This window comes from Candidatus Villigracilis proximus (genome assembly GCF_016717045.1).
GTDB classification, from domain to species: domain Bacteria; phylum Chloroflexota; class Anaerolineae; order Anaerolineales; family Villigracilaceae; genus Villigracilis; species Villigracilis proximus.
Genome location: NZ_JADJUO010000001.1, coordinates 461,773 through 488,770, shown reverse-complemented (window position 1 = coordinate 488,770; position 26,998 = coordinate 461,773). Strand labels below are relative to the sequence as shown.

Annotated in this window: 24 protein-coding genes and 2 pseudogenes; 20 read left to right on the top strand and 6 right to left on the bottom strand. The window is 49.6% G+C overall.

Features of this window, described 5'->3' with window-relative positions:
• Nucleotides 1-8 precede the first annotated feature (8 nt).
• The 8 genes and pseudogenes from IPL71_RS02595 to lpdA all read left to right on the top strand — a co-directional run bounded on the left by IPL71_RS02595 (nucleotide 9) and on the right by lpdA (nucleotide 7,865).
• Entirely contained in the window at nucleotides 9-2,426 is a 2,418-nt protein-coding gene (locus tag IPL71_RS02595) for an alpha-ketoacid dehydrogenase subunit alpha/beta (RefSeq protein ID WP_345318544.1), read from the top strand.
• 62 nt (nucleotides 2,427-2,488) lie between these two features.
• A complete protein-coding gene (locus tag IPL71_RS02590) occupies nucleotides 2,489-2,881 on the top strand; it encodes a GxxExxY protein (RefSeq protein ID WP_345318801.1) in 393 nt (130 codons plus the stop codon).
• A gap of 52 nt (nucleotides 2,882-2,933) precedes the next feature.
• Complete coding sequence (locus IPL71_RS02585; RefSeq protein ID WP_345318542.1) at nucleotides 2,934-4,181, top strand: dihydrolipoamide acetyltransferase family protein; 1,248 nt, start codon at nucleotides 2,934-2,936, stop codon at nucleotides 4,179-4,181.
• The gene (locus IPL71_RS02580) at nucleotides 4,178-4,801 is read left to right on the top strand and encodes a class I SAM-dependent methyltransferase (protein ID WP_345318541.1); all 624 of its coding nucleotides are present in this window, start codon (nucleotides 4,178-4,180) and stop codon (nucleotides 4,799-4,801) included. Before IPL71_RS02585 ends, IPL71_RS02580 begins: the two co-directional genes overlap by 4 nt.
• A complete protein-coding gene (locus IPL71_RS02575; protein ID WP_345318539.1) occupies nucleotides 4,798-5,115 on the top strand; it encodes a hypothetical protein in 318 nt (105 codons plus the stop codon). The genes IPL71_RS02580 and IPL71_RS02575 overlap by 4 nt, the downstream gene beginning before the upstream one ends.
• 2 nt (nucleotides 5,116-5,117) lie before the next feature.
• Nucleotides 5,118-5,594: a methyltransferase family protein gene (locus tag IPL71_RS02570; protein WP_345318538.1), complete on the top strand. Its 477-nt coding sequence runs from the start codon at nucleotides 5,118-5,120 to the stop codon at nucleotides 5,592-5,594.
• Nucleotides 5,595-5,704: 110 nt separating this feature from the next.
• The gene (locus IPL71_RS02565; RefSeq protein ID WP_345318536.1) at nucleotides 5,705-6,364 is read left to right on the top strand and encodes a dienelactone hydrolase family protein; all 660 of its coding nucleotides are present in this window, start codon (nucleotides 5,705-5,707) and stop codon (nucleotides 6,362-6,364) included.
• Between the two features lie 100 nt (nucleotides 6,365-6,464).
• Nucleotides 6,465-7,865: pseudogene (gene lpdA / locus IPL71_RS02560) on the top strand (dihydrolipoyl dehydrogenase).
• A 61-nt stretch (nucleotides 7,866-7,926) separates the two neighbouring features.
• Here the strand turns inward: lpdA and IPL71_RS02555 are convergent.
• Complete coding sequence (locus IPL71_RS02555) at nucleotides 7,927-8,721, bottom strand: class I SAM-dependent methyltransferase (RefSeq protein ID WP_345318534.1); 795 nt, start codon at nucleotides 8,719-8,721, stop codon at nucleotides 7,927-7,929.
• A 137-nt stretch (nucleotides 8,722-8,858) separates the two neighbouring features.
• Here IPL71_RS02555 and nusA point away from each other — a divergent pair, with 137 nt between their 5' ends.
• The 9 genes from nusA to IPL71_RS02510 all read left to right on the top strand — a co-directional run bounded on the left by nusA (nucleotide 8,859) and on the right by IPL71_RS02510 (nucleotide 18,184).
• On the top strand, nucleotides 8,859-10,742 hold the full coding sequence (gene nusA, locus IPL71_RS02550) for a transcription termination factor NusA (RefSeq protein WP_345318532.1): 1,884 nt from the start codon (nucleotides 8,859-8,861) through the stop codon (nucleotides 10,740-10,742).
• Nucleotides 10,729-11,082, top strand: a complete 354-nt coding sequence (locus tag IPL71_RS02545) for a YlxR family protein (protein WP_345318530.1) — start codon at nucleotides 10,729-10,731, stop codon at nucleotides 11,080-11,082. The genes nusA and IPL71_RS02545 overlap by 14 nt, the downstream gene beginning before the upstream one ends.
• Before the next feature lie 195 nt (nucleotides 11,083-11,277).
• Nucleotides 11,278-13,047: a translation initiation factor IF-2 gene (gene infB, locus IPL71_RS02540; protein WP_345318528.1), complete on the top strand. Its 1,770-nt coding sequence runs from the start codon at nucleotides 11,278-11,280 to the stop codon at nucleotides 13,045-13,047.
• Between the two features lie 13 nt (nucleotides 13,048-13,060).
• Nucleotides 13,061-13,411 (top strand): 30S ribosome-binding factor RbfA, encoded by a 351-nt coding sequence (gene rbfA / locus IPL71_RS02535; RefSeq protein WP_345318527.1) that lies wholly within the window; start codon nucleotides 13,061-13,063, stop codon nucleotides 13,409-13,411.
• 66 nt (nucleotides 13,412-13,477) lie between these two features.
• On the top strand, nucleotides 13,478-14,434 hold the full coding sequence (locus IPL71_RS02530; RefSeq protein WP_345318525.1) for a DHH family phosphoesterase: 957 nt from the start codon (nucleotides 13,478-13,480) through the stop codon (nucleotides 14,432-14,434).
• A 94-nt stretch (nucleotides 14,435-14,528) separates the two neighbouring features.
• Nucleotides 14,529-15,452, top strand: a complete 924-nt coding sequence (gene truB, locus IPL71_RS02525) for a tRNA pseudouridine(55) synthase TruB (RefSeq protein ID WP_345318524.1) — start codon at nucleotides 14,529-14,531, stop codon at nucleotides 15,450-15,452.
• 48 nt (nucleotides 15,453-15,500) lie between these two features.
• The gene (locus IPL71_RS02520) at nucleotides 15,501-16,424 is read left to right on the top strand and encodes a bifunctional riboflavin kinase/FAD synthetase (protein WP_345318523.1); all 924 of its coding nucleotides are present in this window, start codon (nucleotides 15,501-15,503) and stop codon (nucleotides 16,422-16,424) included.
• A 5-nt stretch (nucleotides 16,425-16,429) separates the two neighbouring features.
• Complete coding sequence (locus IPL71_RS02515) at nucleotides 16,430-16,873, top strand: NUDIX hydrolase (RefSeq protein WP_345318521.1); 444 nt, start codon at nucleotides 16,430-16,432, stop codon at nucleotides 16,871-16,873.
• Nucleotides 16,874-16,981: 108 nt separating this feature from the next.
• Nucleotides 16,982-18,184 (top strand): glycosyltransferase family 4 protein, encoded by a 1,203-nt coding sequence (locus IPL71_RS02510; RefSeq protein ID WP_345318519.1) that lies wholly within the window; start codon nucleotides 16,982-16,984, stop codon nucleotides 18,182-18,184.
• 172 nt (nucleotides 18,185-18,356) lie between these two features.
• Here IPL71_RS02510 and IPL71_RS02505 read toward each other — a convergent pair whose 3' ends face one another.
• A complete protein-coding gene (locus tag IPL71_RS02505) occupies nucleotides 18,357-18,530 on the bottom strand; it encodes a hypothetical protein (protein WP_345318518.1) in 174 nt (57 codons plus the stop codon).
• Between the two features lie 63 nt (nucleotides 18,531-18,593).
• Here IPL71_RS02505 and IPL71_RS02500 point away from each other — a divergent pair.
• Nucleotides 18,594-19,274: pseudogene (locus tag IPL71_RS02500) on the top strand (DUF4349 domain-containing protein); the annotation flags it as partial.
• Between the two features lie 279 nt (nucleotides 19,275-19,553).
• Here IPL71_RS02500 and IPL71_RS02495 read toward each other — a convergent pair.
• Nucleotides 19,554-21,356: an adenylate/guanylate cyclase domain-containing protein gene (locus IPL71_RS02495; RefSeq protein ID WP_345318516.1), complete on the bottom strand. Its 1,803-nt coding sequence runs from the start codon at nucleotides 21,354-21,356 to the stop codon at nucleotides 19,554-19,556.
• A 132-nt stretch (nucleotides 21,357-21,488) separates the two neighbouring features.
• Here IPL71_RS02495 and IPL71_RS02490 point away from each other — a divergent pair, with 132 nt between their 5' ends.
• Together IPL71_RS02490 and IPL71_RS02485 are read left to right on the top strand one after the other, a co-directional pair.
• Entirely contained in the window at nucleotides 21,489-22,199 is a 711-nt protein-coding gene (locus IPL71_RS02490; protein WP_345318515.1) for a response regulator transcription factor, read from the top strand.
• A 49-nt stretch (nucleotides 22,200-22,248) separates the two neighbouring features.
• Nucleotides 22,249-23,478 (top strand): sensor histidine kinase, encoded by a 1,230-nt coding sequence (locus IPL71_RS02485; RefSeq protein WP_345318514.1) that lies wholly within the window; start codon nucleotides 22,249-22,251, stop codon nucleotides 23,476-23,478.
• Between the two features lie 51 nt (nucleotides 23,479-23,529).
• Here the strand turns inward: IPL71_RS02485 and ppk1 are convergent, their stop codons facing one another.
• From ppk1 to IPL71_RS02470, 3 genes are read right to left on the bottom strand one after another with little or no spacing between them, the layout of a single operon-like run.
• On the bottom strand, nucleotides 23,530-25,635 hold the full coding sequence (ppk1, locus tag IPL71_RS02480; protein WP_345318512.1) for a polyphosphate kinase 1: 2,106 nt from the start codon (nucleotides 25,633-25,635) through the stop codon (nucleotides 23,530-23,532).
• Nucleotides 25,636-25,637: 2 nt separating this feature from the next.
• On the bottom strand, nucleotides 25,638-26,141 hold the full coding sequence (sixA, locus tag IPL71_RS02475) for a phosphohistidine phosphatase SixA (RefSeq protein WP_345318510.1): 504 nt from the start codon (nucleotides 26,139-26,141) through the stop codon (nucleotides 25,638-25,640).
• A 3-nt stretch (nucleotides 26,142-26,144) separates the two neighbouring features.
• Nucleotides 26,145-26,993 (bottom strand): CHAD domain-containing protein, encoded by an 849-nt coding sequence (locus IPL71_RS02470; RefSeq protein ID WP_345318508.1) that lies wholly within the window; start codon nucleotides 26,991-26,993, stop codon nucleotides 26,145-26,147.
• Nucleotides 26,994-26,998: the final 5 nt, after the last annotated feature.

The following is a 26,998-nucleotide window of genomic DNA, read 5'->3' as shown; positions in this document are numbered from 1 at the left end:
GAGAGTACATGCCCAACAAAAAGAAGGGTACGATTGCGCTTCCCCTCGATAAAGAAGAGATCATAAAAGATTACCGCCTTGCGTATCAAAGCAGACAGGCTTCTCTTATTGGACGAAGAGAAGTATTAAGCGGCAAGGCAAAGTTTGGCATATTTGGCGATGGCAAGGAAATCGCTCAACTCGCCATCGCCCGCGCATTTCGCAAAGGTGACTGGCGTTCAGGATATTACCGCGATCAAACCTGGATGTTCATGCTTGGCGTGATGAGCATCCAGGAATTTTTTGCCCAGTTATATTCCCATGCCGATGTCACCTACGATCCCGCCAGCGCGGGACGGCAAATGAATGCGCATTTCGCCTCGCGCAATTTATATCCCAACGGCACATGGCGTGCCCAAACAAAAATGTATAACGTCGCCAGTGACATCTCACCCACCGCTGCGCAAATGCCGCGCGCTGTGGGTCTTGCGTATGCATCGGTCATGTATCGCAAATTACAAGAACTGCAAGAACTCAAGGATTTTTCAAACAACGGGGAAGAGATCACCTTTGCCACCATCGGCAACGCATCCACATCTGAAGGCTTGTTCTGGGAATCGGTCAACGCCATCGGTGTTCTCAAAGCGCCGGCCATCGTCACCATCTATGACGACGGCTACGGCATCTCTGTCCCCAATCAATTTCAAATGGTCAAGGAAAATATCGGTACCCTGCTCAAAGGCTTCGAACGCGATTCAAGCGCGCCGCCCGAAACCATTGAACGCGGCTTCGATCATTACACCGTCCACGCTTGGGATTATCCCGCGCTGGTCGAAACCTATCTCAGCGCCGCCGAGATCGCGCGCGAATATCACATCCCCGCATTGATCCATGTCATCGACGTGACTCAACCGCAAGGCCATTCCACATCGGGCAGTCACGAACGCTACAAAACTCCCGAGCGACTCAAATGGGAAGAGGAATTTGACGGACTCAAAAAAATGCGCAAGTGGATGATAGACCAGCGCGTCATTTCTGCGCCCGAGCTTGATTCTGTTGAAAAAGCAGATCACGCCGCTGTGGAAGGATTCCGCAAAACCGCATGGGACAATTTCCTCGCTCCGATTCTTGAAGAGCGCAATCAAGTATTAGATATGCTCGAGGAGATCGCCAGCACGTCAAACCATGTCGCAGAGTTGAGAATACTCAGAGATCGGCTGTCAGTTCTCCCGTCGGTGGCGAGGCGTGATATTCACGGCGCAGTGCATGAAGCGTTGAGAATGCTGCGCGATGAATCGCATCCCACAAAAGGCATCCTCATTCAGTGGAAAGCCGAAGATCAGAAAATTAATGTAGAGCGCTATAGTTCGCATTTGTATTCAGGCACAGCGCTGAAAGTGCCTGAGGTTAAACCTGTGTATTCCAAGTCATCACCGATCGTGTTTGGGTTTGAGATCATGAACGCCGCATTTGATTCCGCGCTGGAACGTGAGCCGCGCTTGATCGCTTTCGGTGAAGATGTTGGAAAACTCGGTGACGTGAATCAGGGTTTCAAAGGCATGCAGGAAAAATACGGCGAATATCGTGTGACCGATACCGGCATTCGTGAAGCGACAATTTTGGGGCAGGCGATCGGCATGGCCATGCGCGGATTGCGCCCAATTGCCGAGATTCAATATCTTGATTATGTTTTGTATGCATTGCAGATCATGTCTGATGATTTAGCCACATTACACTGGCGCACCGCAGGCGGACAAAAAGCGCCCGTGATCGTGCGCACTCGCGGACACAGGCTCGAAGGCATTTGGCATTCCGGCTCGCCGATGTCTGGCATTATTAATCTTGTGCGTGGCATGTATGTTTTGGTTCCGCGTGATATGACTCGCGCCGCTGGTTTTTATAACACGCTGTTGAAAGCCGATGAACCCGCAATCGTGATTGAAGTGTTAAATGGCTATCGTGTAAAAGAACGCCTGCCCGATAACATTGGTGAAATGACCCTGCCGCTCGGCGTGCCCGAAATTATCCGCACCGGCAAAGATGTGACCATCGTCACCTACGGCGCAAGCTGCCGCGTGGTGTTGGACGCAGCCGATAAGTTAAGCAAAGCTGGAATCGAGATCGAAGTGATCGACGTGCAATCGCTTTTGCCTTTTGATATTCACAGCATGATCGTTGAATCACTTAAGAAAACAAACCGCGTACTATTCGTAGATGAAGACGTACCCGGCGGAACAACTGCCTACATGATGCAGGAAGTCATCGAAAAACAAGGCGGCTACTTCCATTTAGACTCCCCCGCGCAGACTCTCTCCGGCACAGCCCACAGACCCGCCTACGGTTCAGATGGAGATTACTGGAGCAAACCCAGCGCAGAAACGATCTTCGATGCGGTGTATGAGATGATGCGTGAAGTTGATCCGCTGGCATACCCAAAGATTTATTAACCGCAGAGGCGCAGAGTTCGCAGAGAAGAACAAAGGATGTTTATGTGATTAGCAAAAGTGTGATGGCTGGGCAAAGTATAAATCAGACAACAGAGGCGGTCATTGGGGCTGCGATTGAAGTGCATAAGCATTTAGGGCCAGGGCTCCTTGAATCCGCTTATGAAGAATGTCTATGCCATGAACTCAGCTTGCGAAATATTCCATTTCAAAAACAGGTACCACTTCCTGTAGTTTATAAAGGCACAAAACTGGATTGCGGCTATAGAGTTGACCTACTTGTAAAAGATGAGGTTGTTGTCGAATTAAAAGCGATTGAGAGTATTTTACCGATCCACGAAGCACAAGCCCTTACTTACATGCGTCTCGGTAGTTGGAAAGTTGGTTTGATTATTAACTTCAATGCTCCAATTGTTGTAAAAGGTATAAAACGACTTGTTCTGGGACTCAAAGAATAAAAAAACTCCGCGCTCTCTGCGTCTCTGCGGTGAAAATTCTTAAGGAGAATTTATGGCAACTAAGGTACTCGTTCCGAGATTAGGCGAAGGCGTAGACGAAGTGACCGTTACAAAATGGCTCAAACAGGTTGGCGACTCGATCAATGAGTTGGAACCTTTGCTTGAAGTGAATACAGATAAAGTAGATACCGAAATCCCAGCACCGGCTTCGGGTGTGATTCTCAGTATTAACATGCCGGAAGGTCAGGCCGCGAAAGTTGGAGAATTGCTGGCGGTGATTGGAAAAGTTGGAGAGACCATTGATAGTGGACAGTTGACAGTGGACAGCAGCAAAGAGTCAAAAGTCGAAAGTCAAAAGCCAGAGCCACAGCCAACCGCCCACCACCAACCACCAACTACCAACAAAGACATTGGCTTCATCTCCCCCGTCGTAGCAAAGATCGCAGCGGAACACGGCGTGAATTTATCCCAGGTACACGGCACAGGTTTAAGCGGACGAATTACGAAGAATGATGTGTTGAGTTATGTCGAAGGTAAAAAGCAAACCACGGACCAAGGACCACAGACCGCAGTCAGCCATCAGCCGTCAGCCGTCCCAGTCATAGGCGACCAGCTCATCAAACACACCTCCATGCGCAAATCGATCGCGGAGCATATGGTCATGTCCAAGCGGACTTCTCCGCATGTGCTGACAGTGATGGAAGCAGACTTGTCTCGTGTGATAAAACATCGCGCCGCGAATAAATCCGCTTTTGAAAAAGACGGCATCAACTTAACGTTCACCGCTTACTTCATGAGTGCCATCGTCAATGGACTGAAAGCCTACCCGATGGTCAACTCTTCGTGGAGTGACGAAGGCGTATTGGTTCACAAGAATATCAACATCGGTATGGCCGCCTCACTCGGTGAAGAAGGCTTGATCGTACCAGTCATCAAAGGCGCAGATAATCTTTCCCTGCTGGCAATGGCGCGTTCAGTCAATGATCTCGCCAACCGTGCGCGGAATAAAAAACTGCAGCCCGATGAAGTGCGCGGCGGCACGTTCACGCTTACCAATCACGGCACCAGCGGATCATTATTCGCATTCCCGGTCATCAACCAGCCGCAATGCGGAATTCTAGGAATCGGCGCCATGCAAAAACGTGTAGTGGTCATCCCCGCTGACGGGACACGCGACGACGCAATCGCCATCCGCCCGATGGTGTACATGTCCTTTGTCTTCGACCACCGCATTTTAGACGGCGCATCAGCCGATTGGTTTTTGGCAAAGGTAAAAGAGACTTTGGAGAATTGGGCATGACAAATTTCGACGAACGCGCAAAAGATTGGGACTCTGATCCTAAAAAAATAGAACGCGCCCGCACAGTTGCAGAAGCCATCCGCAATACAATTCTGGTCACACCGCAAATGTCCGCGCTGGAATATGGCTGCGGCACAGGACTATTAAGTTTTGCACTTCAATCTGATCTGGGACAAATTACCCTCGCAGACACATCACAAGGCATGTTGGATGTGCTTGGTGAAAAGATCAGCACCGCAGGCGTAACGAACATGCACCCCGTATATCTTGACCTCACCACAGAGTCTCCCCTGCCCTCTCAGCGCTTTGACATCACATATTCCCTGATGACATTGCATCACATTGAAAAACCCAAAGACATCCTGAAAAAATTTCATGCATTACTCTCCCCTTCAGGAATATTATGCATCGCAGATCTGGATAAGGAAGATGGGACTTTTCACACCGACGGCACAACCGATGTCCACAAGGGATTTGAGCGTACGGAGCTCCAAACATGGGCTGAAGAAACGGGATTCACAGATGTAAAATTTTCGACCGTGTGTGAGATCAAAAAGAAAATCAACGAAGTTGAAAAAGCATTTCCCGTTTTTCTGTTGACCGCCAGAAAAACAACATGAAAGTATTGACCGGCGAACTGGAAGCCTATTGGGAACAAGGCTGGGAAGGCCGTATTGAATTCGCTTTCCAATTTGAAGGCAACAAAGAACCATTCTTTTTAGAGAATGGATATCGCCTCACCATTTACGAAACAGACGAAAAAATACTCTGGTCTGGAAAAATTCAATGGGTCAAACGCGGCTTTTTTGATAACCATAAACTAAACGCCGAGATCTGGTCTTATACAAAACAAAAAGGCGTGACCTACGCCGAGTGGCTGGGCTGGTTCTGGCACAAACCGCCTTTGAAGGCAAAACTTGAAATTGAGGAATAAACATGGCAGAAAAACAAATGGACCACCCGAACATCAACAAAAACATTCACCCGCCTTTCGTGGCCCTGTTTTATATCTTCATCGCACTGGTCCTCGGCAGGGTCATTGTCACACCATTCGTCATGCCGCAGATCGCAAGAAATATCGGATTGGCGCTCACCTTCATCGGATTTCTATTTGGCGTAGGCGCCTTCATTGAATTTCGAAAAGCGCGCACCACACTTGATCCGCATGGCTCGGTAAAAACGCTGGTAATGAACGGTATCTATCGCATCACCCGCAACCCGATCTATTTTGGATTTCTTCTCATGGTGATCGGCTTTCCGCTGAACTACGGTCACTTTTGGGGCTTCCTCACTGCGCCGTTTTATATCGTCAGCATGAATCAGCTTGTGATCGAAAAAGAAGAAGCCTATCTGGAGAAAAAATTCAAAGAGCAATATACAGCTTACAGATTAAGGGTGAGGCGCTGGTTATAAATCCCAAAGGCGGCACAAGTCGCCTTTTTATTTTCGCAGATTGACTTAGAACATAATTTCTATTATTATGGGGGAATAAAATCGGCAATCATATTTAAGGAGAAAATCAAATGTCCATTCAAACATCTGAGATCCAATTGAAAGTCAACGACAAAACTGCAAACGCTTATCTTGCAACTCCACAAAATGGCGGGCCGGGAGTTTTGGTTTTACACGCGTGGTGGGGATTGAAGCCATTCTTCAAACAGGTCTGCGATCAACTTGCCGAACAGGGTTTCACCGCGTTCGCGCCCGATCTCTATCAAGGCCGGGTTGCAAAAACGATCGACGAGGCCAAAGCGTTCATGGAGCAAAATGATTTTGAATTCATGAGCGAGATCGTGAAAGCCGCCAACACTCACCTCGCCTCTCTCTGCGCCGGCAAGATCGGCGTGATCGGATTTTCAATGGGTTCAGGCTGGGCATTGGCCGTGGCAGAACGCAACCCTGATGTCTCTGCGGCTGTGCTTTTCTACGGCGCCGGTGAGGCTGATTTTAGTAAAGTGAAAGCAAAGGTTATCGGTCATTTTGCGGAAGTGGATGAATGGGAACCGCTTGAATATGTGCAAGAAATGGAAGCGGGGATGAAATCTGCGGGATTGGATGTGACGCTTCACACCTACCCGAAAGTTGCTCACTGGTTCGTTGAAGAGGATCGCCCCGAATATGACTCCGCATCCGCGCAGTTGGCGTGGTCGCGGACATACGAATTCCTGCGAAAAAATTTGTAACTTTCAACTGCCCTCCGCATCAAAAGGAGGGCAGTTTGCTTGTAGTACAATTGGTTTAAAGTTTAACCATTCTCAATCTTAACTCTCTGGAGTGAAATACATGTCAGAAAATTTTGATGTCGTTGTTATTGGTGCCGGCCCTGCGGGCTACGTGGCTGCAATTCGCGCCGCACAACTTAAACAGAAAGTCGCAATCGTAGACAAGCAATGGCTTGGAGGTGTTTGTTTAAACGTAGGCTGTATCCCTTCAAAGTCACTGCTGCGTAACGCTGAGATCGCCCACACCCTGCGTGAACGCGGCAAGGAATTCGGCTTCAGCATGGACAATCTAAAGCTGGATTACGGCGTGGCGGTAAAACGCTCCCGCCAAAATTCAGATCGCTTGGTCAAAGGTATTGGCTTTTTGATGAAGAAGAACAACATCCCTGTCTTCATGGGCGAAGCCAAATTCAAATCAAAAGACACAGTCGCTGTGACCGATAAAGACGGGAAAGTAACTGAACTCAAGGCCAAGAATATTATCGTCGCCACTGGTGCAAGCGCAGCCGCTCCTGCCGCGTGGAAAATTGACGGCGAGAAAGTCGTCACCTATTGGGAAGCCATTCTTCAGGATAAATTACCCAAGTCTGTTGTAGTGATCGGCTCCGGCGCGATCGGCGTGGAATTCTCAACCGTCTGGAATTCCTACGGCGTGGATGTGACCATTGTTGAAATGCTGCCGCGCATCGTTCCGCTTGAAGATGAAGAAGTCTCGAAGGAACTTGAAAAGTAATTCAAGAAGCGCGGAATTAAAGCCATGACCGGCCACAAAGTGGAATCTGTCGAGGCTACAAAAACCGGCGTAAAAGTTGTCGTCAGTGCAGATGGCAAGCAAACCACGCTCGAAGCCGATCAGGCTCTGGTTGCCATCGGTTTCCGTCCCAACTCAAAAGGACTTGGCCTCGAAGAGATTGGCGTAAAAATCAGCGAACGCGGCTTTGTAGAGATCGATGAAAAAATGCAGACAAACGTCCCTGGTATTTGGGCCATCGGCGATTTGACCGGCAAACTCATGCTGGCACATGTCGGCTCAGCGATGGGAATTATCTGCGCTGAAAATATCGCCGGCGCAGAAACAGTCACACTCGATTATGAAATGATGCCACGCGCCACCTATTGTCAGCCGCAGGTTGCTTCATTTGGATTGACCGAAGCGCAAGCCAAGGAACGCGGATACACAGTCAAGATCGGCCGCTTCCCCTTCCAACCAAACGGAAAGGCGCTCGGCATGGGAGATTATGCCGGTTTTGTTAAACTTGTGATCGACGAAAAATATGGCGAGATTCTCGGTGCGCATATGATCGGCCCAGAAGTGACCGAACTGCTGCCCGAATTGACTCTCGCGCACATGATGGAACTCACCCCGCACGAAATCGCTCGCAACGTCCACGCCCACCCGACGCTTTCCGAAGCGATCATGGAAGCGGCGCACGCGGCAGAAGGTAGCGCGATCCATATTTAAAAGTCGCCCTGATAAACGGAGATGAGCAGAGATTTTTGTTTGTCTCTGATAGAAAACTAACTTACGTAAACCTACTTATAAAAAAACTCGAGTTTATCGAACTCGGAGTTTTTTTTACGACTCTATTTTCAACGACAACCCAAAAGTGTGAAAGCCCCAAGCTCTTTAGCGGTGTGGCTTCGAGGAATTGTAAAATTGCACGCAGTATTTTCCCCAGTGAGCCGAAGCGCGCGATGATGTTATCGTACGCGCCGAAGATCACAGTCCGCTCGATGAATTTCACATTCAAGCCATCGAACAATTTTTGCATGTCACTTCTTGAATAGACACGCACATGCGGCGCAAGTTTATTGCGCAACGCACGCGGCAGATAATTCACGAATAATTTATTTCCAAAATGATATTTACCGTTCCAGAAAATTCCGTGCGTTTCATATGGGTATCCGCGATTGGGGCAAAAGATCACAGCGCGGCCGCCCGGCTTGAGCACGCGGATCATCTCACAGACGGCGGAGCGGTCATCCTGAACGTGTTCGATCACTTCGTGGCTGAGGATCAGGTCAAACGTCGCAGAAGGAAGCGGGATGAATTCACCTGCGGCGTTAATGATCTCATCCGAGTTGACTCGCGCTTCGGCCGCCCGTTCCAGATCATATTCCAACCCGATCACACGCGACCCGAGGCCTGTCAGCTTTTCTACATACATTCCCACCCCGCATCCATTTTCAAGGACGAGTCCGGTAATGCGTGGACCTGCGGCCTGTACGATCATATCCAACCGGCGCTGTTGGCCTGCGCGCCAAACATAAGAAGGTTCACCGCGCAATGCGGCTTTTTGCATATCTCTTTCAGTCATAGTTGCCGATTATACCTTGCGCCTTCCCTCTCTCTATGCTAAAATTTTGCACGGACGGAAAACCCAATAGAGAAGACATCGAAAAGTGGGTAACCCCCACTTTTCTGCTTGTAAATAGGAGTAATGGAGTAAGCAGCATGGCTAAAAACGAATTCGCATTAGCATTCAATGAAGTACTTGAAGAAAAACAACTCGCCAAGGATGTGGTCGTTGCCGCGATTGAATCGGCAATGGTCTCTGCGTATCGGCGTGCTGTCAGCGCATCCACTGCTCAACATGTCGAAGCCAAACTTGACCCCGATACAGGGATCGTCACTGTTTTCGCCGAGAAGGAAGTGGTCGAAGACAATATCGTTGACGACCGCACCGAAGTGTTGTTGGAAGTGGCGCGCAAGGTAAACCCCGAAGCCCAGCTCGGCGACATGGTGGTTGTTGAAACCACACCCGCTGACTTTGGCCGTGTGGCCGCACAAACTGCGCGTCAGGTGATCCAACAGCGTATTCGCGAGGCTGAGCGTTCAAATCAAATGCAGTATTTTGAACGTCAGGTCGGCGAGATCGTTTCTGGGCTGGTGCAGGCCATTAATGCACAGGGTTCAACCATTGGTCTTGATATGAAAGCCGAAGGCGTGATGCCCAACAACCAGAAGATCCCCGGCGAAAGACTTAAATTACACGACCGCATTCGCGCCGTAGTGATGGAAGTTAAAGACGGTACACGCGGACCACAAATTGTGCTCTCCCGCGCGCACCGCAATTTCCTGCGCCGTTTGCTTGAGAATGAAGTGCCTGAAATTTATCATGGCATTGTTGAGATTCGCGCGATCTCGCGTGAGCCAGGCGCTCGTGCAAAGGTGGCGGTCTCTGCCACACAACCCGGCATTGATCCGGTAGGCGCGTGCGTGGGTATCAAAGGCGTGCGTATTCAAGCCATCGTCAAGGAATTGCACGACGAAAAAATTGACATTATCCAATGGGATCAAGACCCCATCGTTTATATCTCCAAGGCCATCAGCCCGGCGCGCGTGAACGGCGTTTATCTCGCTGACAATGAAGGCGCACGCACTGCGACCGTGGTTGTAGGCGAAGATCAACTCAGCCTTGCAATTGGCCGTGATGGACAAAATGCCCGCCTGGCCGCGAAGTTGACCGGCTGGCGCATTGATATTAAGTCTCTCAGCGAAGCCGCTGGTGATTCACTTCGGAAATTACAAGGCAATGCAGAACTTTCTGCCATGCTGCCCGCCGCTATGGAAGCAATTCCGCAGATCGAGGAAATTCTCGCGAAGAAAGCCGAGAATCGCCCGATCATGCCCGAAGAGTACACTGTGCTTGGTCAATTCGTTGACCGTGTGGAACGCCGCACGATCCAGATCAAGGAAGAAGCCGCCCGCGAAGTGGAAGAACGCACAAACACCGCCCGTGCAGAAGTCCCTGCGGCCGCGTTCCAGATGCCTCTCGAACAGGCCGGTCTCAAGGAACACATCTTCAATATTCTTACAGAAGCCGGGTTCGAGACCATTGGTAATCTGATCTTCTCGATCAAGACCGACCCAAACAAAGTACTTGGTTTGCCGGGCATTGGCTCGAAAGCCATGCAAAACATTGAAGAAGTGCTGGCTGCCCTCACCTTCCCTGAACCGGAACCTGTGAAAGTGGAAGAACCTGTTGCCTCCATTGAAACGGTTGCCGCAGAACCAGTGGCGGTTCCTGTTGCAGGGGAAGAAATGCCTGCTGCGAAGAAACAGGCTGACGGGAAGAAAGATGCGAAGCGTGTTGTCGAAGTAGAAGAAGAACTCGCAAAAGACGGCGTCAACCTTGATGAACTATTCAAGATGAAGCCGGAAATTTTCCAAAGTACTGGCCCTGCAGAAGAGGAATCCAGCGACAAGAAGAAAGCTGGCGGCAAGAAAGGCAAGAAGAAGGCCGTGGAGCTGGAGTTCGACGAAGGTCTTGGTACAGTTGTTGGCCGCAAGATCCACAAACGCGGCGATAGCACTCCTGACAATGATTGGGAATAAACCTTCGGGTACATTGAAGGTGACCAAGAAACCTGCTCAACGAGTAAAACATGTGCCCCAGCGAACCTGCGTGGGATGCCGCGAAGTTCTGCCCAAAAGAAAAATGGTGCGGATCGTTCGCACGGCTGATGGGGTACGAATAGACCCAACTGGTAAATTAGCCGGAAGAGGCGCTTATTTGCACGACAAGCGTGATTGTTGGGTGCGTGGAATGAGGGGAGCTTTGACGCATGCGCTCAAAGCAGAATTGACCGCCGAAGACCGCGCTCAATTGGAAGATTTTATGAATACTCTGCCGACTCATCCCGGGGATGAGTCGGAGACAGAGGCCAACGGGTAAAACCATGTGAACGATTAGCCACTCGCTTACAGACATCTCGTTGGGGAATTAAGGATTATGCCGGTCTTGATCTGATGGAAGACCGCACAAACAACTAATCTTGAAATTATGAACTTTGCTTATAATTTCAGCCGATCTATTTAGTGGTTTGGGCAGCAAGCGGCAGGAATTCGTAAATTTAGAAGGAGGTGGCCTATGAGTAGCAACGGTAATAAGATTGAATTGCCCGCCAGCATCGTAATTCGCGATTTGGCGCTCAAGATCGAAAAAAGTCCCATTGACCTGATCAAAAAATTGATGACGAATGGTGTTATGGCAACCATTAACCAGACCGTGGATTTTGACACAGCCGCGATCGTAGTAGGTGAATATGGGTTTGAAGCTGTTCTCGAAGCCGTGGATGAAGCCGCCAAGGAAGAAACGGGAGAAGTCCCCCTTTGGCGTCAGATGATCGCGGGAGAAAATAACACGTTATTGAAACCGCGTCCGCCGGTGGTCACCATTCTCGGACACGTGGATCATGGCAAGACCAGCCTTTTGGATGCCATCCGTCAAACTGAAGTTGCCGCAGGCGAAGCTGGCGGAATTACACAACACATCGGCGCGTATCAAGTTGAAAAGAAGGGACGCCTCATTACGTTCCTCGACACTCCCGGCCATGCCGCGTTCACCCAAATGCGCGCACGCGGCGCCCAGGGTGCGGATATCGTTGTGCTCGTGGTTGCTGCAGACGATGGTGTCATGCCGCAAACCCGCGAAGCCCTTGCCCACGCAAAAGCCGCACGGGTTCCGATGATCGTGGCCTTGAACAAAGTTGATAAAGCGAATGCCAATCCTGACCGTGTGAAACAGCAGCTCGCTGAGTTGGAACTCGTCCCTGATGATTGGGGCGGCACGACCATGGTCGTCCCTGTTTCTGCGAAACAAAAGCAGGGCATTGATGATCTACTCGAAGGCATTTTGCTCGTCGCAGACAGCAACGAGATCAAAGGCAATCCCGGCGGAAAAGTGATCGGCACAGTGATTGAAGCTGAGCTGGATAAATCCAAAGGCGTGATGGCAACATTGCTTGTTCAAAATGGAACTCTTGAATCAGGCGACATCGTTGTAGCAGGAACCGCCTACGGCAAACTGCGCGCCATTACAGATTACAAAGGCAAAATAATCAAAAAAGCGGGTCCCTCTACGCCGGTAGCTGTTATGGGCTTAAGCGGCATGCCTTCCGCTGGAGATATTTTCCAGGTCGTCAACTCAGAAAAAGAAGCGCGCAGCATTGTTTCAGAACGCGCTGAAACCGCCAAAACTTTATCCCAAACCAAGAAAAAAGTTTCACTCGAAGACCTGTTCGCTAATGTACAGGCGGGTGAAGCCAAGGGACTTAATCTCATCATCAAAGCCGATGTGCAGGGTTCTCTTGACCCGATCGTCAACGAATTGAACAAACTCGGCGAAGGCGAGATCGGACTGCACATCCTGCACGCGGAAACAGGCAACATTGGCAACAATGACGTTATGCTCGCTGCTGCTTCAAAAGCCATCATCATTGGCTTCAATGTCCAGGCGGATGTGGATGGTCGCCGCCTCGCTGAAAAAGAAGGCGTGGATATTCGTCTATACGAGATCATCTACCGCATGACCGAAGACATTGAAAAAGCCCTCAACGGCATGCTCGAACCCAAACTTGTGGAAAAAATACTCGGCCGCGCACAAGTGCTGGATGTCTTCACAGCATCCAAATTTGGAAAAGTTGCCGGATGCAAATGCACCGAAGGTGAATTAAGACGCGGCGCGCGCGTACGCCTCTACCGCGCAGCAGATATGATCTATGAAGGCGATCTCTCCTCTCTGCGTCATGAAAAAGAGGATGTAAAAGAGATTCGTCAGGGCTACGAATGCGGCGTCGGTTTCAAAAGTTTCAACGACATCCAACCCGGTGACCAGTTGGTTTGTTACATCGTTGAATAATCGCAAATAAATTATGCCATCAGGAATTCGCCTACAACGCATCGCGGACCGTGTCCGCCAGGAACTTTCGGAGCTGCTTATCCGTGAGATCAATGATCCGCGTCTGCAACATATTTTCATTACAGACGTAAAGATAGATAAGGAACTGGCTTTCGCGGATGTGTATGTCTCAGCCATTGAAGGCACAGGACGCTCCGCCGAAATCCTCGCCGGACTGGAATCTGCCTCCGGTTTCTTTAGGCGGATCCTCGCTGCCAAAGTGGAATTGCGCGCCTTCCCAAGATTGCGGTTTCATTGGGATCCCACGCCGGAGAACGCAGACCATATCGAAAAGGTTCTGGCCGGGTTAAGAAATAAAAAATAGAATAAGTTATAGGGGGTGCGCCAGAAGCGCGCCCCTTATATTTTAATTTTTGGAGGATACTCATTAGTGGACAATCAACTCATAGGGGAAATAAAAGATAGATTAAGCACGGCAAAAAACATAGTCATCGCTTCGCATGTTCGACCAGACGGAGATGCAATCGGGTCATTGCTCGGTCTTGGGCTCGCCTTGCGGGATGCGGGAAAATCCGTGCAAATGGTCCTTGTAGATGGCGCCCCCGCTTCATTCAAATATCTTAAAGGAAGCGAACTCATTACAAAGGAACCAAAAGGCGATCACGACACATTTATTACAGTAGATTGCGCAGACTTCAAACGCACGGGGAGTATATTTGAAAATTTCGGCCAGCCCGATATTAATATAGATCACCACAAAACAAACGAAAAATTTGGAAAACTTAATCTGATCGAAGCAGACGAGGTCGCCACAGCCGCGATCCTCACCAACTACCTGCCCGCCTGGGGATTAACCATCACCCAGCCGATCGCCGCCGCATTATTGACAGGCATCCTCACTGACACACTCGGTTTCCGCACATCGAACATCACCCCTGCTGCAATGCGTCAGGCTGCGGTTTTGATGGAAACCGGCGTGGATATGCCGGAGATCTACATGCGCTCTCTGGTTAGAAAGACCTTCCCTGCTGCACGTTACTGGGGCGCAGGACTCTCCAGCCTGGAAAGCAAAAACGGAATTGTCTGGGGCACACTCACCATCGCAGACCGTAAAGCGGCCGGCTATGGCGGCAACGATGACGCAGACCTGATCAATATGATCTCAGCCATTGACGGTAACAAAGTGGGCATGGTTTTCGTCGAACAAAACACCCGTCACGTCAAAATTTCATGGCGTGCACTGGAAGCCGGCATTGACGTTTCACAAGTTGCAAAACACTTTCAAGGCGGAGGTCATGCCGCTGCCGCAGGAGCAGATATAGAGGGAAGTTTGAGCGAAGTCCAAAAAGAAGTCCTAAAAAAGACCCGCGAACTGTTAAATCTGTAAAGATGATAGCAAGTTAATAGAACCATTGTACTGGTTGCAAAATCGGACATTTATGTCATAATTATCTTGATAACAAGTCAAGGAGGAATAAAGTATGAATAGTCAGGATGTAAAAAATGCTATTTCTGGTGCGCTCGTAGTAGACAAGCCTGTTGGTATGACATCACATGATGTGGTGCAGGCGATCAGAAATGGAACAGGTCTTCGCCGTGCGGGTCACACGGGAACACTCGACCCACGCGCTTCAGGTGTATTGGTAATTCTTGTCGGCCCCGCTGTACGTTTAAGTGAATACGTCTCTGCTTCTGATAAACGCTATCAGGCCATTATCCGTTTGGGCGGCTCCACCGATACGTTTGACGCAGAAGGTCTGGTCACACCCACAAAAAACCCCGTAGACGTAACCGAAGCACAATTTGAAGAAGCATTAAAAACTTTTATTGGTGAGATCGAACAAACCCCGCCCCCCTACTCTGCTGTAAAAGTGCAGGGACGCAAAGCCTACGAAATGGCGCGCGAAGGTGAAGAAGTGGAACTCGCTCCGCGCAAGATCACTGTCCATCATCTCGAAGTGCTTGAATGGGCTCCCCCCGAAGTTGTGATCGATGTGCATTGTTCATCCGGCACATATGTCCGCTCGCTGGCAAATGACCTGGGTGTCATGCTCGGCAGCGGCGCATATCTCGTTGGCCTGCGCCGCACCAAAAGCGGAAGATTCTCATTGCGCGATTCAGTGCCGCTCAGAAAATTACAGGAATCCTTCACCGCCGGCAACTGGTATCAATACCTGATCCCGGCCGCAGAAGCGCTTGGCGATTGGCCCGCAGTGGAACTCAACCCCGACGAAGTGGAAGGTGTACGTCACGGACATCGCGTAAAAGTAGTCGGTGATCCCACCGAAACAAAAGTACGCGGCGTCAGCACACAAGGTGAATTGGTCGCGCTGATGGAAATCTCCATCAACGCAGACGGCACCCGTGAATGGCAGCCGAAGAAAGTTTTCTTCACTTCAGACTAAACCGAGTAAAATAAAGATTAAGCCGCCGTTAGGCGGCTTTTTCATCCTATGCGACATTATCATTCCCTCGAAGAAATTTCCGTAACAAACGCATGGCTCACCATCGGCGTCTTTGATGGCGTCCATCGCGGGCATCGCGAGATCATTCGCAAACTCACAACAGACGCGCACGCGCACAACGCGCCGGCGATCCTGTTAACCTTTGAGCCCCACCCTGCCAGCGTTTTATCAGGGCAGAATATAAAATGCCTGACCACATCCGATGAACGGGCGGATTTGCTCGCCAGCCTCGGCGTGGATATCGTCATCACACAGCGCTTCACCCGTGACCTGTCAACTGCCACTGCTTTCGAGTACATGTCCCAGCTCAAGCAGACTCTCGGTCTTAAGCGCCTGCTCATTGGCTATGATTTCGCGCTCGGAAAAGGACGTGAAGGCAATGCAAACCGTCTGACAGAGATCGGCAAAGAGTTGGATTATGAAGTTGAAGTTGTGAATGCATTGGGTGATGAAAGCGGCGTGATCTCCTCCACAGAAATTCGTAAACTCGTTGCCACAGGCAATGTAACCGAAGCCGCGAAACTGCTCGGCTACAATTACACCCTCAGCGGAGAAGTCATCCACGGCGCAGAGCGCGGACGACAGATCGGCTTCCCTACCGCAAACGTTGATTACCCGAAACAAAAATCCACGCCATCTAATGGCATTTATGCCTGCTGGGCACACCTGGGGAATGAGAAATTCATGGCTGCCACCAATATTGGTTTTAATCCCACCTTCACCCCCGAAAGACAAGTCGCCAGCCTCGAAGCCTATCTATTGGACTTTGACCGCGATATTTACGGGCAGCAGGTAAGCCTTGAATTTGTCTCCCGCATTCGTGACGAATGGAAATTCACCACAGTGGAAGCCTTGATCGAGAAAATTCATGGTGACGTAAAAAAAACAGAGGAACTACTGACAGGGAAATAATCTGCATGAGACACCGCTCCGGCATTATTCTGATCGAAGACAATAAACTCGCCCTCATCGAACGTCACCGTGCGGGATTGCATTATTTTGCCTTCCCCGGCGGCGGCGTAGACGAAGGCGAAACCATCGAACAAGCCGCCGTCCGTGAAGCGGAAGAAGAACTGGGAATTCAAGTGGAAGTCATACAAAAGGTTGCCGAAGTGATCTTCAACGAAAAGCCCCAATACTACTTTCTGGTAAAACACCTCAGCGGTGACTTTGGAACCGGCACCGGCGAAGAATATGGAGAATATAATCCCATACACGGCACCTACCACCCACTCTGGATGCCCGTGGCCGAAATCCCGGCCCACAACGTCGTCCCGCGCGAACTGGCAGATCTGGTTGTGCGTTGCTCAAAAGAAGGCTGGCCCACCGAGCCAGTTATAATCATTGAAGAAAAAAGGTAGTGGACGATAGCCAATAGACGATAGACCGTTGACCATAAAACCACATTCACTCTACTCTTTCTTCTTTCTTCTTTCCTCATCTTTCATTAATTCACCCTTCGCACTTCAATGCATATTCTCATCATTCATCAGGCATTCGCATCCATCAACGAACCCGGCGGCACACGTCACCATGAATTTGCGCGCCTGCTCACCACCCGTGGACATAAAGTAACGGTCATCGCTTCACCTGTCAGCTATATTACAGGGAACAGCACACATCAGTCCAACTCTGAAATCGAGGGCGTGACCATTTTGCGTGCCGCTGTGTACGATGCACATCACAAGTCATTCATCCATCGTGTGCTGGCTTTCTTCTCGTTCATGATTTCCTCGTTTTGGATCGGACTGGGCGTAAAGCACGTGGACCTTGTCTGGGGCACGTCACCGCCGATCTTTCAGGGAGTGACCGCCTGGGCGCTGGCTCGCATCAAAGGCGCAAAGTTTTTATTCGAAGTGCGCGACCTGTGGCCGCAATTTGCGATCGCGGTGGGCGTGTTGAAGAATCCGATCTTGATCGCGCTCTCTGAGTGGCTGGAACGATTCCTGTATCACAGCGCTGACCGGGTGATGGTCAACAGCCCGGGATTTTTAGAACCAGTTACTAGTCGGGGAGCGAAGCGGGTGGATCTGATTCCAAACGGCGCAGATCCGTCGATGTTTGATCCAACTGACAGCGGCGCAGCCTTCCGCCAATCCAATACATTAAAAGATAAATTCGTGGCGCTTTACGCGGGCGCGCACGGTATGTCAAATGACCTGCAAATCATTTTGGAGTCAGCCAGTTTGCTGACTGATGTAAAAAATATTCACATCGTTTTGTTGGGCGATGGAAAAGAAAAATCCGCATTGATGGCGCAAGCCAAAGAAATGAATTTATCAAATGTGACCTTTTTGCCTTCTGTGCCAAAAACAGAGATGGCTTTGGCGCTGGCCGGAGCGGACGCTTGTATTGCGATCCTCAAACCGCTTGAAGAATATAAAACAACGTATCCAAATAAAGTATTTGATTACATGGCTGCGGGACGGCCCGTGGTGCTTGCGATTGACGGCGTGATCCGTGAAGTGGTGGAAGCCGCAGACTGCGGGATTTTTACAGCGCCCGGTAATGCAAAGGAAATCGCGGATGCAATTCGCGCACTCGCCGCTGATCCTGAAAACAGCCTGGAGATGGGATTAAGAGGCCGCGAATATCTCGAGGATAATTTCAGCCGGGCCGTGATCGGCGACCGGTTGATTTATCTTCTTGAAGATCTGATTTCTAATCGCTGAAATTGGCAAGCCATATTGATTGCACAATAGACCACGAATAAAGATATTCGTGGTCTATTCTTTTTCGGGAACATTTCATACTTTTCTTCGTCCACTATATAACGCCGAAATAAAAATTCTAAAGGAGAAGAAAATGAAAACACGTTTCAATCTATTGATCTTGTTTATGTTATTAGGGGCGCTGATTCTCAGTGCTTGTGGAGCGCCAGCCGCTACAGAAGCGCCCGCCGCCATAAGCGAAGAATTTATGTTTGAGGTCCCCTGCCGCAGAGAGTGCGGGACAGGCAGATGTTGCAATGGATGCCCCACTTCCAGCATCTGATCTTTCTGCGGTTCCGGTTGCCAACACGGATGCTGAGAGCGCTGCTTTTAAATCTTCGCACATGATTATTAAAACGGGGAAGTTAAACTCCTCGTGGAAGATACCGATATTGCCATTGACCGTGCCACACAAGCCATCGGTGACATGGGCGGATATATCATTAGTTCGCGGGTGTGGTATCAGCCGCATTATGATGGCGAAAACTATAAATATGCCACCATTACCATTGGTATCCCTGTGGACCAGTTTGAGCGCACGCTCAGCCGCCTGCGCGGACTGGCTGTCAAAGTGCTTGATGAAACCGCTTCGGGCGAAGATGTGACCAATCAATTCGTAGATCTGCAATCACAAGTTACAAATCTTGAAGCCACACGCGACCGCATCAAATCTTTTCTCGATGATGCAAAAACCGTGGATGAAGCCTTGCGTATCAATCAGGAACTTGCCAATGTGGAAGCTCAGATCGAACAGATCAAAGGTCAGATGAATTATTTACAGGATCGCTCGGCCTATTCCACGATCACAGTCAACTTTGAGCCTGTACTGCCTGAATTGATCTCCACGCCCACCCCAACCCCCACACCGAATGTCTGGCAGCCGGGCGAGACTTTCAACAATGCCAAAAAATCGGTGACCTTTGCTTATCAAGGCATCATAGATTTCCTGATCTGGGTTCTGGTTGTGTTCGTCCCAATCTTTGTCCCGCCGGTTTTGATCATCTGGGGTCTGTGGAAATTACTGACTCGCAAATCGAAGAAGACGCAGTAATAAGTAATAAGTAAAACGAGGAAAATCGCGTCTTCCTCGTTTCTTCTTTCTTCTTTTATCCTCACTGCATCCTCTTAAAAAGATACTACATGCTGAGCGGAGAGAGGACAGTTCTTTTGTCCTAACGTAGCCGAAGCACGGGTTGGTAAAAATAAATCCTTCGACTACGTTCCTCGAAGAGCACTCGTCACTCCGCTCAGGATGCAAATATTTACAGAAAGACCGTCAGCTTAATCAACTGACGGTCTTTCTTCTTTCCTCTTTCTTCTTTTTTTATCCTCACTGCATCTTAATCCGCCATAGATCCATCGACTGATCATATCCGCGGATTTCACCTTGAAAGCGTGTCAGCGAATTAGGCGGAGCGTTCTTCTCAAGAAATTCGATCACATCTTCATCATTTCGAATCGCATCAGAAAGGATGGCTTCACCGCCTACTGAAAAATTCGGCAGGCGGGCAGTGATGTTGACCGTGGAACCGAAATAATCCAGCCGGTCATTTAGATTAACGACAATGCACGGCCCATGATGAATCCCAACTTTGAGCGATAACGGCGGAGTTCCACGCTCTGCAATCTGCTTCTGCACCGTCCAGATCGCGCGCACCGCAGAGACCGGACTACGGAATGCAGCCATGATGGCATCACCCATGGTCTTAACAATAGAGCCGCCTTCGGCAGCAACAGCCTGCTCTAAAATTTCAAAATGTTCGCGCACACGTCCAAAGGCGGGCGCGTCACCGATCTCACGATACATGCGCGTTGAGTTGCGCAGATCGGTAAACATCAGAGTGGTTGCGCCTACAGAAATTTCTTCACCGGGGCGCAGCACCTCACTTGAGAATAGATCACGAAAAACCTGCAGCGTAGTCACGTCGGCTGCCGTCGCCGCCTGATCTGACCAGGCTGTGCGCATCAGTTCAACGGTCAGGGGTTGATCGGTTTCATTCACCAAGCGGATCGTGGGCATCAGTCCCAATTCGGTCACACCTGTGGGCCAGCCTTTATAGTTCGCAAAAAAATCAATTCTTTCCACGCCGTCCTGAGTTGCCAATAAAATCTGCGCGCCTGATACATGCGAAGACCGCAAAGAATATCGTCCTTCACTGAGCATGGTTGAAAAAGGCAGTTCTTCGTGCGGAGGAACGATCAACGAAAACGCGATATGCGGCTGACGCTGCGGACTGCCCACACAAAACTCCACGGTGGCATCCACCGCGCGCACCGATTGATTTGGACGAAAGATCACTTCTACATTATGGTCAAAGTTCACTCTAAAATCGATCTGACAGGTATTGCAGTGCGATGACGCATGCACATCATTCAAACGCGCATAATCTTCCGCAACGCCGCGGCACTCCGGGCAAAGCAAGTCCCAATACAGATCCAGAACGCCAACACGCGTGGCATACAAAAAAGCCTCCAACACAGCGCGGCGCGAAACGCCCCAGCCATCGGCCAGTGCATAGGGTCTCATACGTTGGATGGAAAGATCATCGGCGTGTTGTAAAAATTCATAAAGCGGATTAAGAATCGACTCGTCCACGCCCTGATCTTTGAGCCGGTCGCGCATAACCTGCAGCCTGCTTCTGCCATTCGAGGAGAGCGCTCTCCCTTTTGGAAAAACCAGTTCCGGGCCGCCGTTCGAAGCGATGCGGTCGTATCGTTTAAATACAGTTTCAAACTGCCTGGCGCTGACAATGCCGATCGCCAGCGGAATGCTCACATCCCCCAAAATATTTTTGGCTTTCACCAGCACATCATAGACCATGCGCGTCCCGGAAGGCTGCAACCGCTCCAGACGACAGTCCACGCGCATCTCTGCCAGCGGACCTTTTCGATAGCGGCGCAAAATTCCAAAGCGATAGGGATACGTCCACTCGAAGGGTTCTTCCTCCCACTCCACTTGGACCAGGGGAATCTTGAACCTGACAAGTTTGATGCCGTTTGAAATACTGAGCAGCTCCATTGGCGGCAGGCCTGTATCACGATTGAAACGATTCGTATCCGACACAAGCGGCCAGAGCGCCTCAGGCGAGGATTCCAGATCCCATGTCCATGTGTAGTGATATTCTTTTGCCATAGTAGATCAGACGCTCATTAATGGAACAATTTTACTCATGTTTATATCACAGAGTATTACAATGAAATGGCAGGTGGTTTGCTTTAACATCCCATTAACAGATAAAAATTCCTTTATGGTATATTCTCATCAATGCCTGAAACAATTTTGATCGTTGAAGATGAACTCTCTCTACAAGAGACCCTGGCCTATAACCTGAAAAAAGAAGGTTATACGGTGGAAACTGTTGGGGATGGACGCGCCGCGCTTGAATCTGCAAGGCGCTTAAAACCAGATCTGATCGTGCTCGACATCATGCTGCCCGAAATGGACGGCTTTGAAGTGGCACGCATTCTACGCAAGGAAATGTCTGCTGCCATTTTGATGCTCACCGCCCGTGATGATGAAATAGACCGTGTGGTGGGCCTCGAAGTTGGCGCGGATGACTATCTAACCAAACCATTTTCGATGCGTGAGTTATTGGCACGTGTCAAGTCACAACTCAGGCGTGCGCGCCTGCTGCGCGAAGAAATGGGCAAAAGCAGTTCCTCCGCTCCGGCACATGAAGTGCTGGCGTTTGATAACCTTGCCATTAATCTCACGCGCCGCGAAGTACTGCTTGATGGCGAACCGATTCAGATCAAGCCAAAAGAATACGAACTGCTGCTCTTCCTCGCCGAACATCGCCGCCAGATGCTTTCACGTGAATTCATCCTGGAGCGCGTTTGGGGCTGGGACTTTATCGGCGATAGCCGCACGGTGGATGTACACGTCCGCTGGCTGCGCCAGAAGATCGAAGCAGACTCCTCGAACCCTACACGCATTGTGACGGTAAGAGGCGGAGGCTATAGATTCGAAGGATAGGGGAAAGAGGAATGAAAGATGAAGAAAAGAGCAAAGGTCAAAAATTGAGATGAATTCATTTCTGTTGAGTTTCGTGATTGTTTTATTTTGTGTCGCTGCCTGGTTTATGTGGCGCTATTATGATTTAAAAAAACGTGTGGATGAATATGCCCGCCTGGCACGCATTTCACCGGAAAGACTCCCCACCGACCTAAAACAAATTGAAAATCTTTCAAACGCCATCGCATCGCTCAAGACAAGTTTTGATCTTCAGCTTTCAATCGTAAACTCCGAGAATGCGCGCCTCTCAACAGTCCTTGAGCAATTGACCGATGGTGTGATCATTGTGGATGCAAATGGATTGATTCAATTTGCGAATCCAGCGGCACAAAAACTTTTTGAAATTTCAGACGCGCCCGGACATAGCGTCACCGAGGTTGTCCGCAATCATCAATTGGTCGATGCCTGGCGGCGATGCCAGCAGACAAATGAAATGCAAAGCGAGTCAGTTGAGTTGCCGATGCGCCGCCTGTTTCTGCAGATCATCGCCATTCCTGATACTCATTCCAGCGGAAGTTTACTGCTTGTGCAAGACCTGACCCGTGTCCGCAGACTTGAAACCGTGCGGCGGGATTTTATCTCAAACGTATCACATGAATTGCGGACTCCCCTCGCCTCGCTCAAAGCCTTGACCGAGACGTTACAAAACGGCGCTCTCGCAGACCCGGAAGCTGGTCCGCGTTTCCTGAGCAGGATCAATACTGAAGTGGATGCGTTAACGCAAATGGCTCAGGAACTGCTTGATCTTTCACGCATCGAGTCAGGCCAGGTGGAATTAATCCTCGCGCCGCTCTCACCAAATACTCTGGTCACATCGGCTGTAGATCGTATGAGGATGCAAGCCGAACGCGCCGGGTTAAAATTATCGATCAAGTGTGAAGACGGCCTGCAAAATATCTGCGCGGATCAATCGCGGCTGGAGCAGGTGCTGGTCAATATTATCCATAACGCGGTCAAGTTCACAAAACCGGGGGGCGAAGTGTCTGTCGAAACAGAATCAAGCATCGGCGGGGCAAGATTCGCTGTGCGGGATTCAGGAGTTGGAATTCCAGAGGAGAGTCTGACTCGTATCTTTGAAAGATTCTATCGTGTGGATCGATCCCGCACAGGTTCCGGCACGGGGCTTGGGCTTTCGATCTCAAAACATATTGTGGAAACTCACAACGGAAAAATCTGGGCGGAGAGTAATGAAGGTCGTGGAAGCGTGTTCTATTTTATGATCCCTTTTGCAAAGAATTAAAAAATATCCCGCAGGATTTAACTCTGCGGGATATTTACTCTATAAAAAAGACTAGCTCATAAATTTTTCCTGAACGTCCACCGCATCCTTGCCTGCTTCAGGAATAATGCGGTTATATTTGCCATCAGGCTGCAAAACACGCGCGCGCATGTTGTCTTTCAGATACGTATCCAAAACGCGCTGGCGCAGGTAATGAACATGATCCTTGTTCTCCACCGGGAAGACGACCTCAACCCGATGATTGAGATTACGCGGCATGAGATCTGCGCTGCCGAGATAAATATTTTCCTTGCCGTCATTGTGGAAATAAAACAAACGGCTGTGTTCAAGATAGCGCCCGACAATACTGATCACGCGGATGTTTTCGCTCACACCTTTAATGCCGGGGCGCAAACAACACATGCCGCGCACCAGCAGATCAACCTTCACGCCCGCCTGCGATGCGCGATACAAAAGCTGGATCATGTTTGGGTCAACCAGTGAATTGAGTTTAAAGATCAAGTGTGCCTTGCGTCCCTGTTGGGCATGCTCGATCTCACGCAGGATCATTTTCTCCAGCTTCTTGCGCAAGCTGACGGGGGCGACCAGTAATTTACGATATTCCTGTTTTGTGGAATACCCGGTTAAATAATTGAACAGATCGGTTGCATCTGCGCCGATGCTTTCGTCACAGGTGAACATACCCAGGTCTTCATAGATGCGGGAAGTATTCGCGTTGTAATTGCCTGTTGCCAGATGCATATAACGGCGGATGCCCTCCCCTTCCTGACGGACCACCATGCTCACTTTACAATGTGTCTTTAATCCGACCAATCCATAGACCACATGCACGCCCACTTCTTCCAGAGCACGCGCCCAGCCGATATTTGATTCCTCATCGAAGCGAGCTTTCAACTCAACCAGCACCGCAACCTGTTTGCCGCGTTCGGCGGCTTCGAGCAGGGCTTCGACCACCGGCGCATTTGAGCCTACACGATATAACGTTTGTTTGATCGCCAGTACCTGCGGATCACGCGCCGCAGCATTCAGAAAATCCACAACGGGATTAAATGAGTCGTAGGGATGATGAAGCAAAATATTTTCGTTTCTGATCGCTTCAAAAATATCAGCTGAGGTAGCAGCACGTTTAAATGCTTTGGGAGTACGTGGCTTATATGGAACATCCTTCAGATCATGTCGTTCCACATTGCTATAAAGCTGCCATAATCCGCTTAAGCCAAGCGGACTATCCAGCGCATACACATCATTACGGGAGACTTCGAGGTTATCCACCAGCAATTCACGGACAGTCTCAGGCATGGATTCATACACAGCCACCTGCACCACCGAACCAAATTTGCGCTTGCGGATGCTTTGCTGCATGGTTTCAAGCAGGTCGTCTGCTTCGAGTTCCTGAATTTCGATATCTGCATCGCGCACAATGCGGAAGGGATGCGCGGAAATTACTTCCATGCCGGGGAAGAGATCATTGAGATTGGCAGCGATCACCTGTTCAAGCCAGACAAAATAATGCTGGTGTGGAATTGTCCCATCTTTGCGAACTCCGCCCGAGGAACGCTTGATCGGCAAAAGGCGCGGCAAGGTATCAGGCACTTTCAGACGCGCAAATTTTTCGTTTCCTTTTTTGTCGCGGATCACAATTGCAAGATTTAAACTCAAATTTGAAATATGCGGAAAGGGATGTCCCGGGTCAAGCGCGAGCGGTGTGAGCACGGGATAAACCACTTCTTTAAAATATGTATCCGCGCGTTCTTTTTGTGTCTTGCTTAACTTATGATAATCAATGACATGAATGCCGTCTTTATCAAGTTTGGGCAAGAGTTTGCGTTGATAGCAGCGCTGCGCATCGATCATCAGTTCCTGCGACAATTTACGAATGGCAGCCAGTTGATCGGGCGGAGTTGCGCCATCAGGAGAGACATCCATAATGCGCGCTTCCACCATCTTGCGGATGCCGGAGACGCGCACCATAAAGAACTCGTCCATATTCGAACCAAAGATGGCGAGGAATTTCACGCGCTCAAGTAAAGGCTTGGATTCGTCCCAGGCTTCTTCAAGCACACGGCGCTGAAACTCCAGCAAACTCAACTCACGGTTAATATAAAGGGAAGGCGAAGTAAGGTCAATCGCTGCTTCAACGGAAACTGTTTCGGTCATGTTTATTTTTCACTCATCTCAACCAGGATACCGGGTGTAAGTAACCATTCTAACGTAGCCTTGCGAGTATGGTGAAGGTCATCGGCAGAAAGCCTGCACACGCCGCCTTTTTTGATGGTCATATCCACGCCTGCATTTTCAGAGATCAACAAACTGATAAGAGCGGTTAAGAAAGGTTCATGCCCGACCAATACGATGCTATTTGCGCTGTACTTTTCATTCATTTCTGCGATCAATAGATCGGGGTCACCCATCGGGACCAGATTCTCGCTAAACACGACTTCCTTCTTCTTGAAGACCTCGGCCAGAATTTCAGCCGTCTCACTCGCGCGGACATAGGGACTGGAAATAATGAGGTCAAATTCAACGCCGATGGAGCGCAGTCCCTTCGCGATCAGACGCATTTTCTTTTTGCCTTTATCCGTGAGCGGGCGCTGACTATCGTCTTCGTATTCGGGCGTGCCTTCGTCCACTGCAATGGCATGACGGATGATATATAAGTTCATGATTTATTTCTCCTGAGGATAAGTTTGGTCTGACGCAGCGCGCCAAAAAGTAAATACCTCACCCTTGTCTTCGATGTAGCGTGAAATGGCAAGGGTATGGCGTTCTTTGTAAAAAGAGCGGGCAGGTTCGGGGTTGTAGGAAGCAGGCGCCAGGCCATCGAAGTCCGCGAGTTCCTGCGAAGCCACTTCCATATCTTGAATGTCGCCCATGGCCGTTTGATAGTCGTGCATCTTCTTCAACTGATCAGATGGGAAATTTTCAAGAATGGGGAAAATCGCCTCGATCATGTAGCGGAATTTCTTAAAGGCGATCCGTACGCGATGGATCGTGGCAGGCTGGTTCGGATCGATCTGAGTATACCGTTGATTCACAAGCGCAAATGCTTCATCCACAGCGGAGAATATGCTTAATTCCAGATCGATCTGCTTAATGGATTCGACCTTTTTGTATAGTTTCTGAATACGTTTGGAAAGGTCTGCAATTTTTAACGATTTGATCTCTTTGCGTGCCGCGCGCAGCAGTTTCTTTTCCTTATGTTGTAAATGTTCCTGAAAAGGATGAAGTGCCGGAGTCTCTTGGATCATTTCAGAGATATCCGCCAGCAGCACCTGCGTATCGCGCAGTTCGTCCAGATTATCAAGTTGATCTTTTAAAGTACGGCGTATTTTTTTAATCCCAGGGTCTTTCATGACCGTACGCAAAAGATCGAGAAAAGAAAGCAGGCGGCGTGTCGCCACGCGGAAATCATGCACCGCTTCTTCAGAAAATTCCAGACGACAGTTTTTTAATTCGGCTTTGTATTTATCACGACGTGCGTTTAATGAATCCAATAAAAGGGTTTGCGTATTCATGTTTA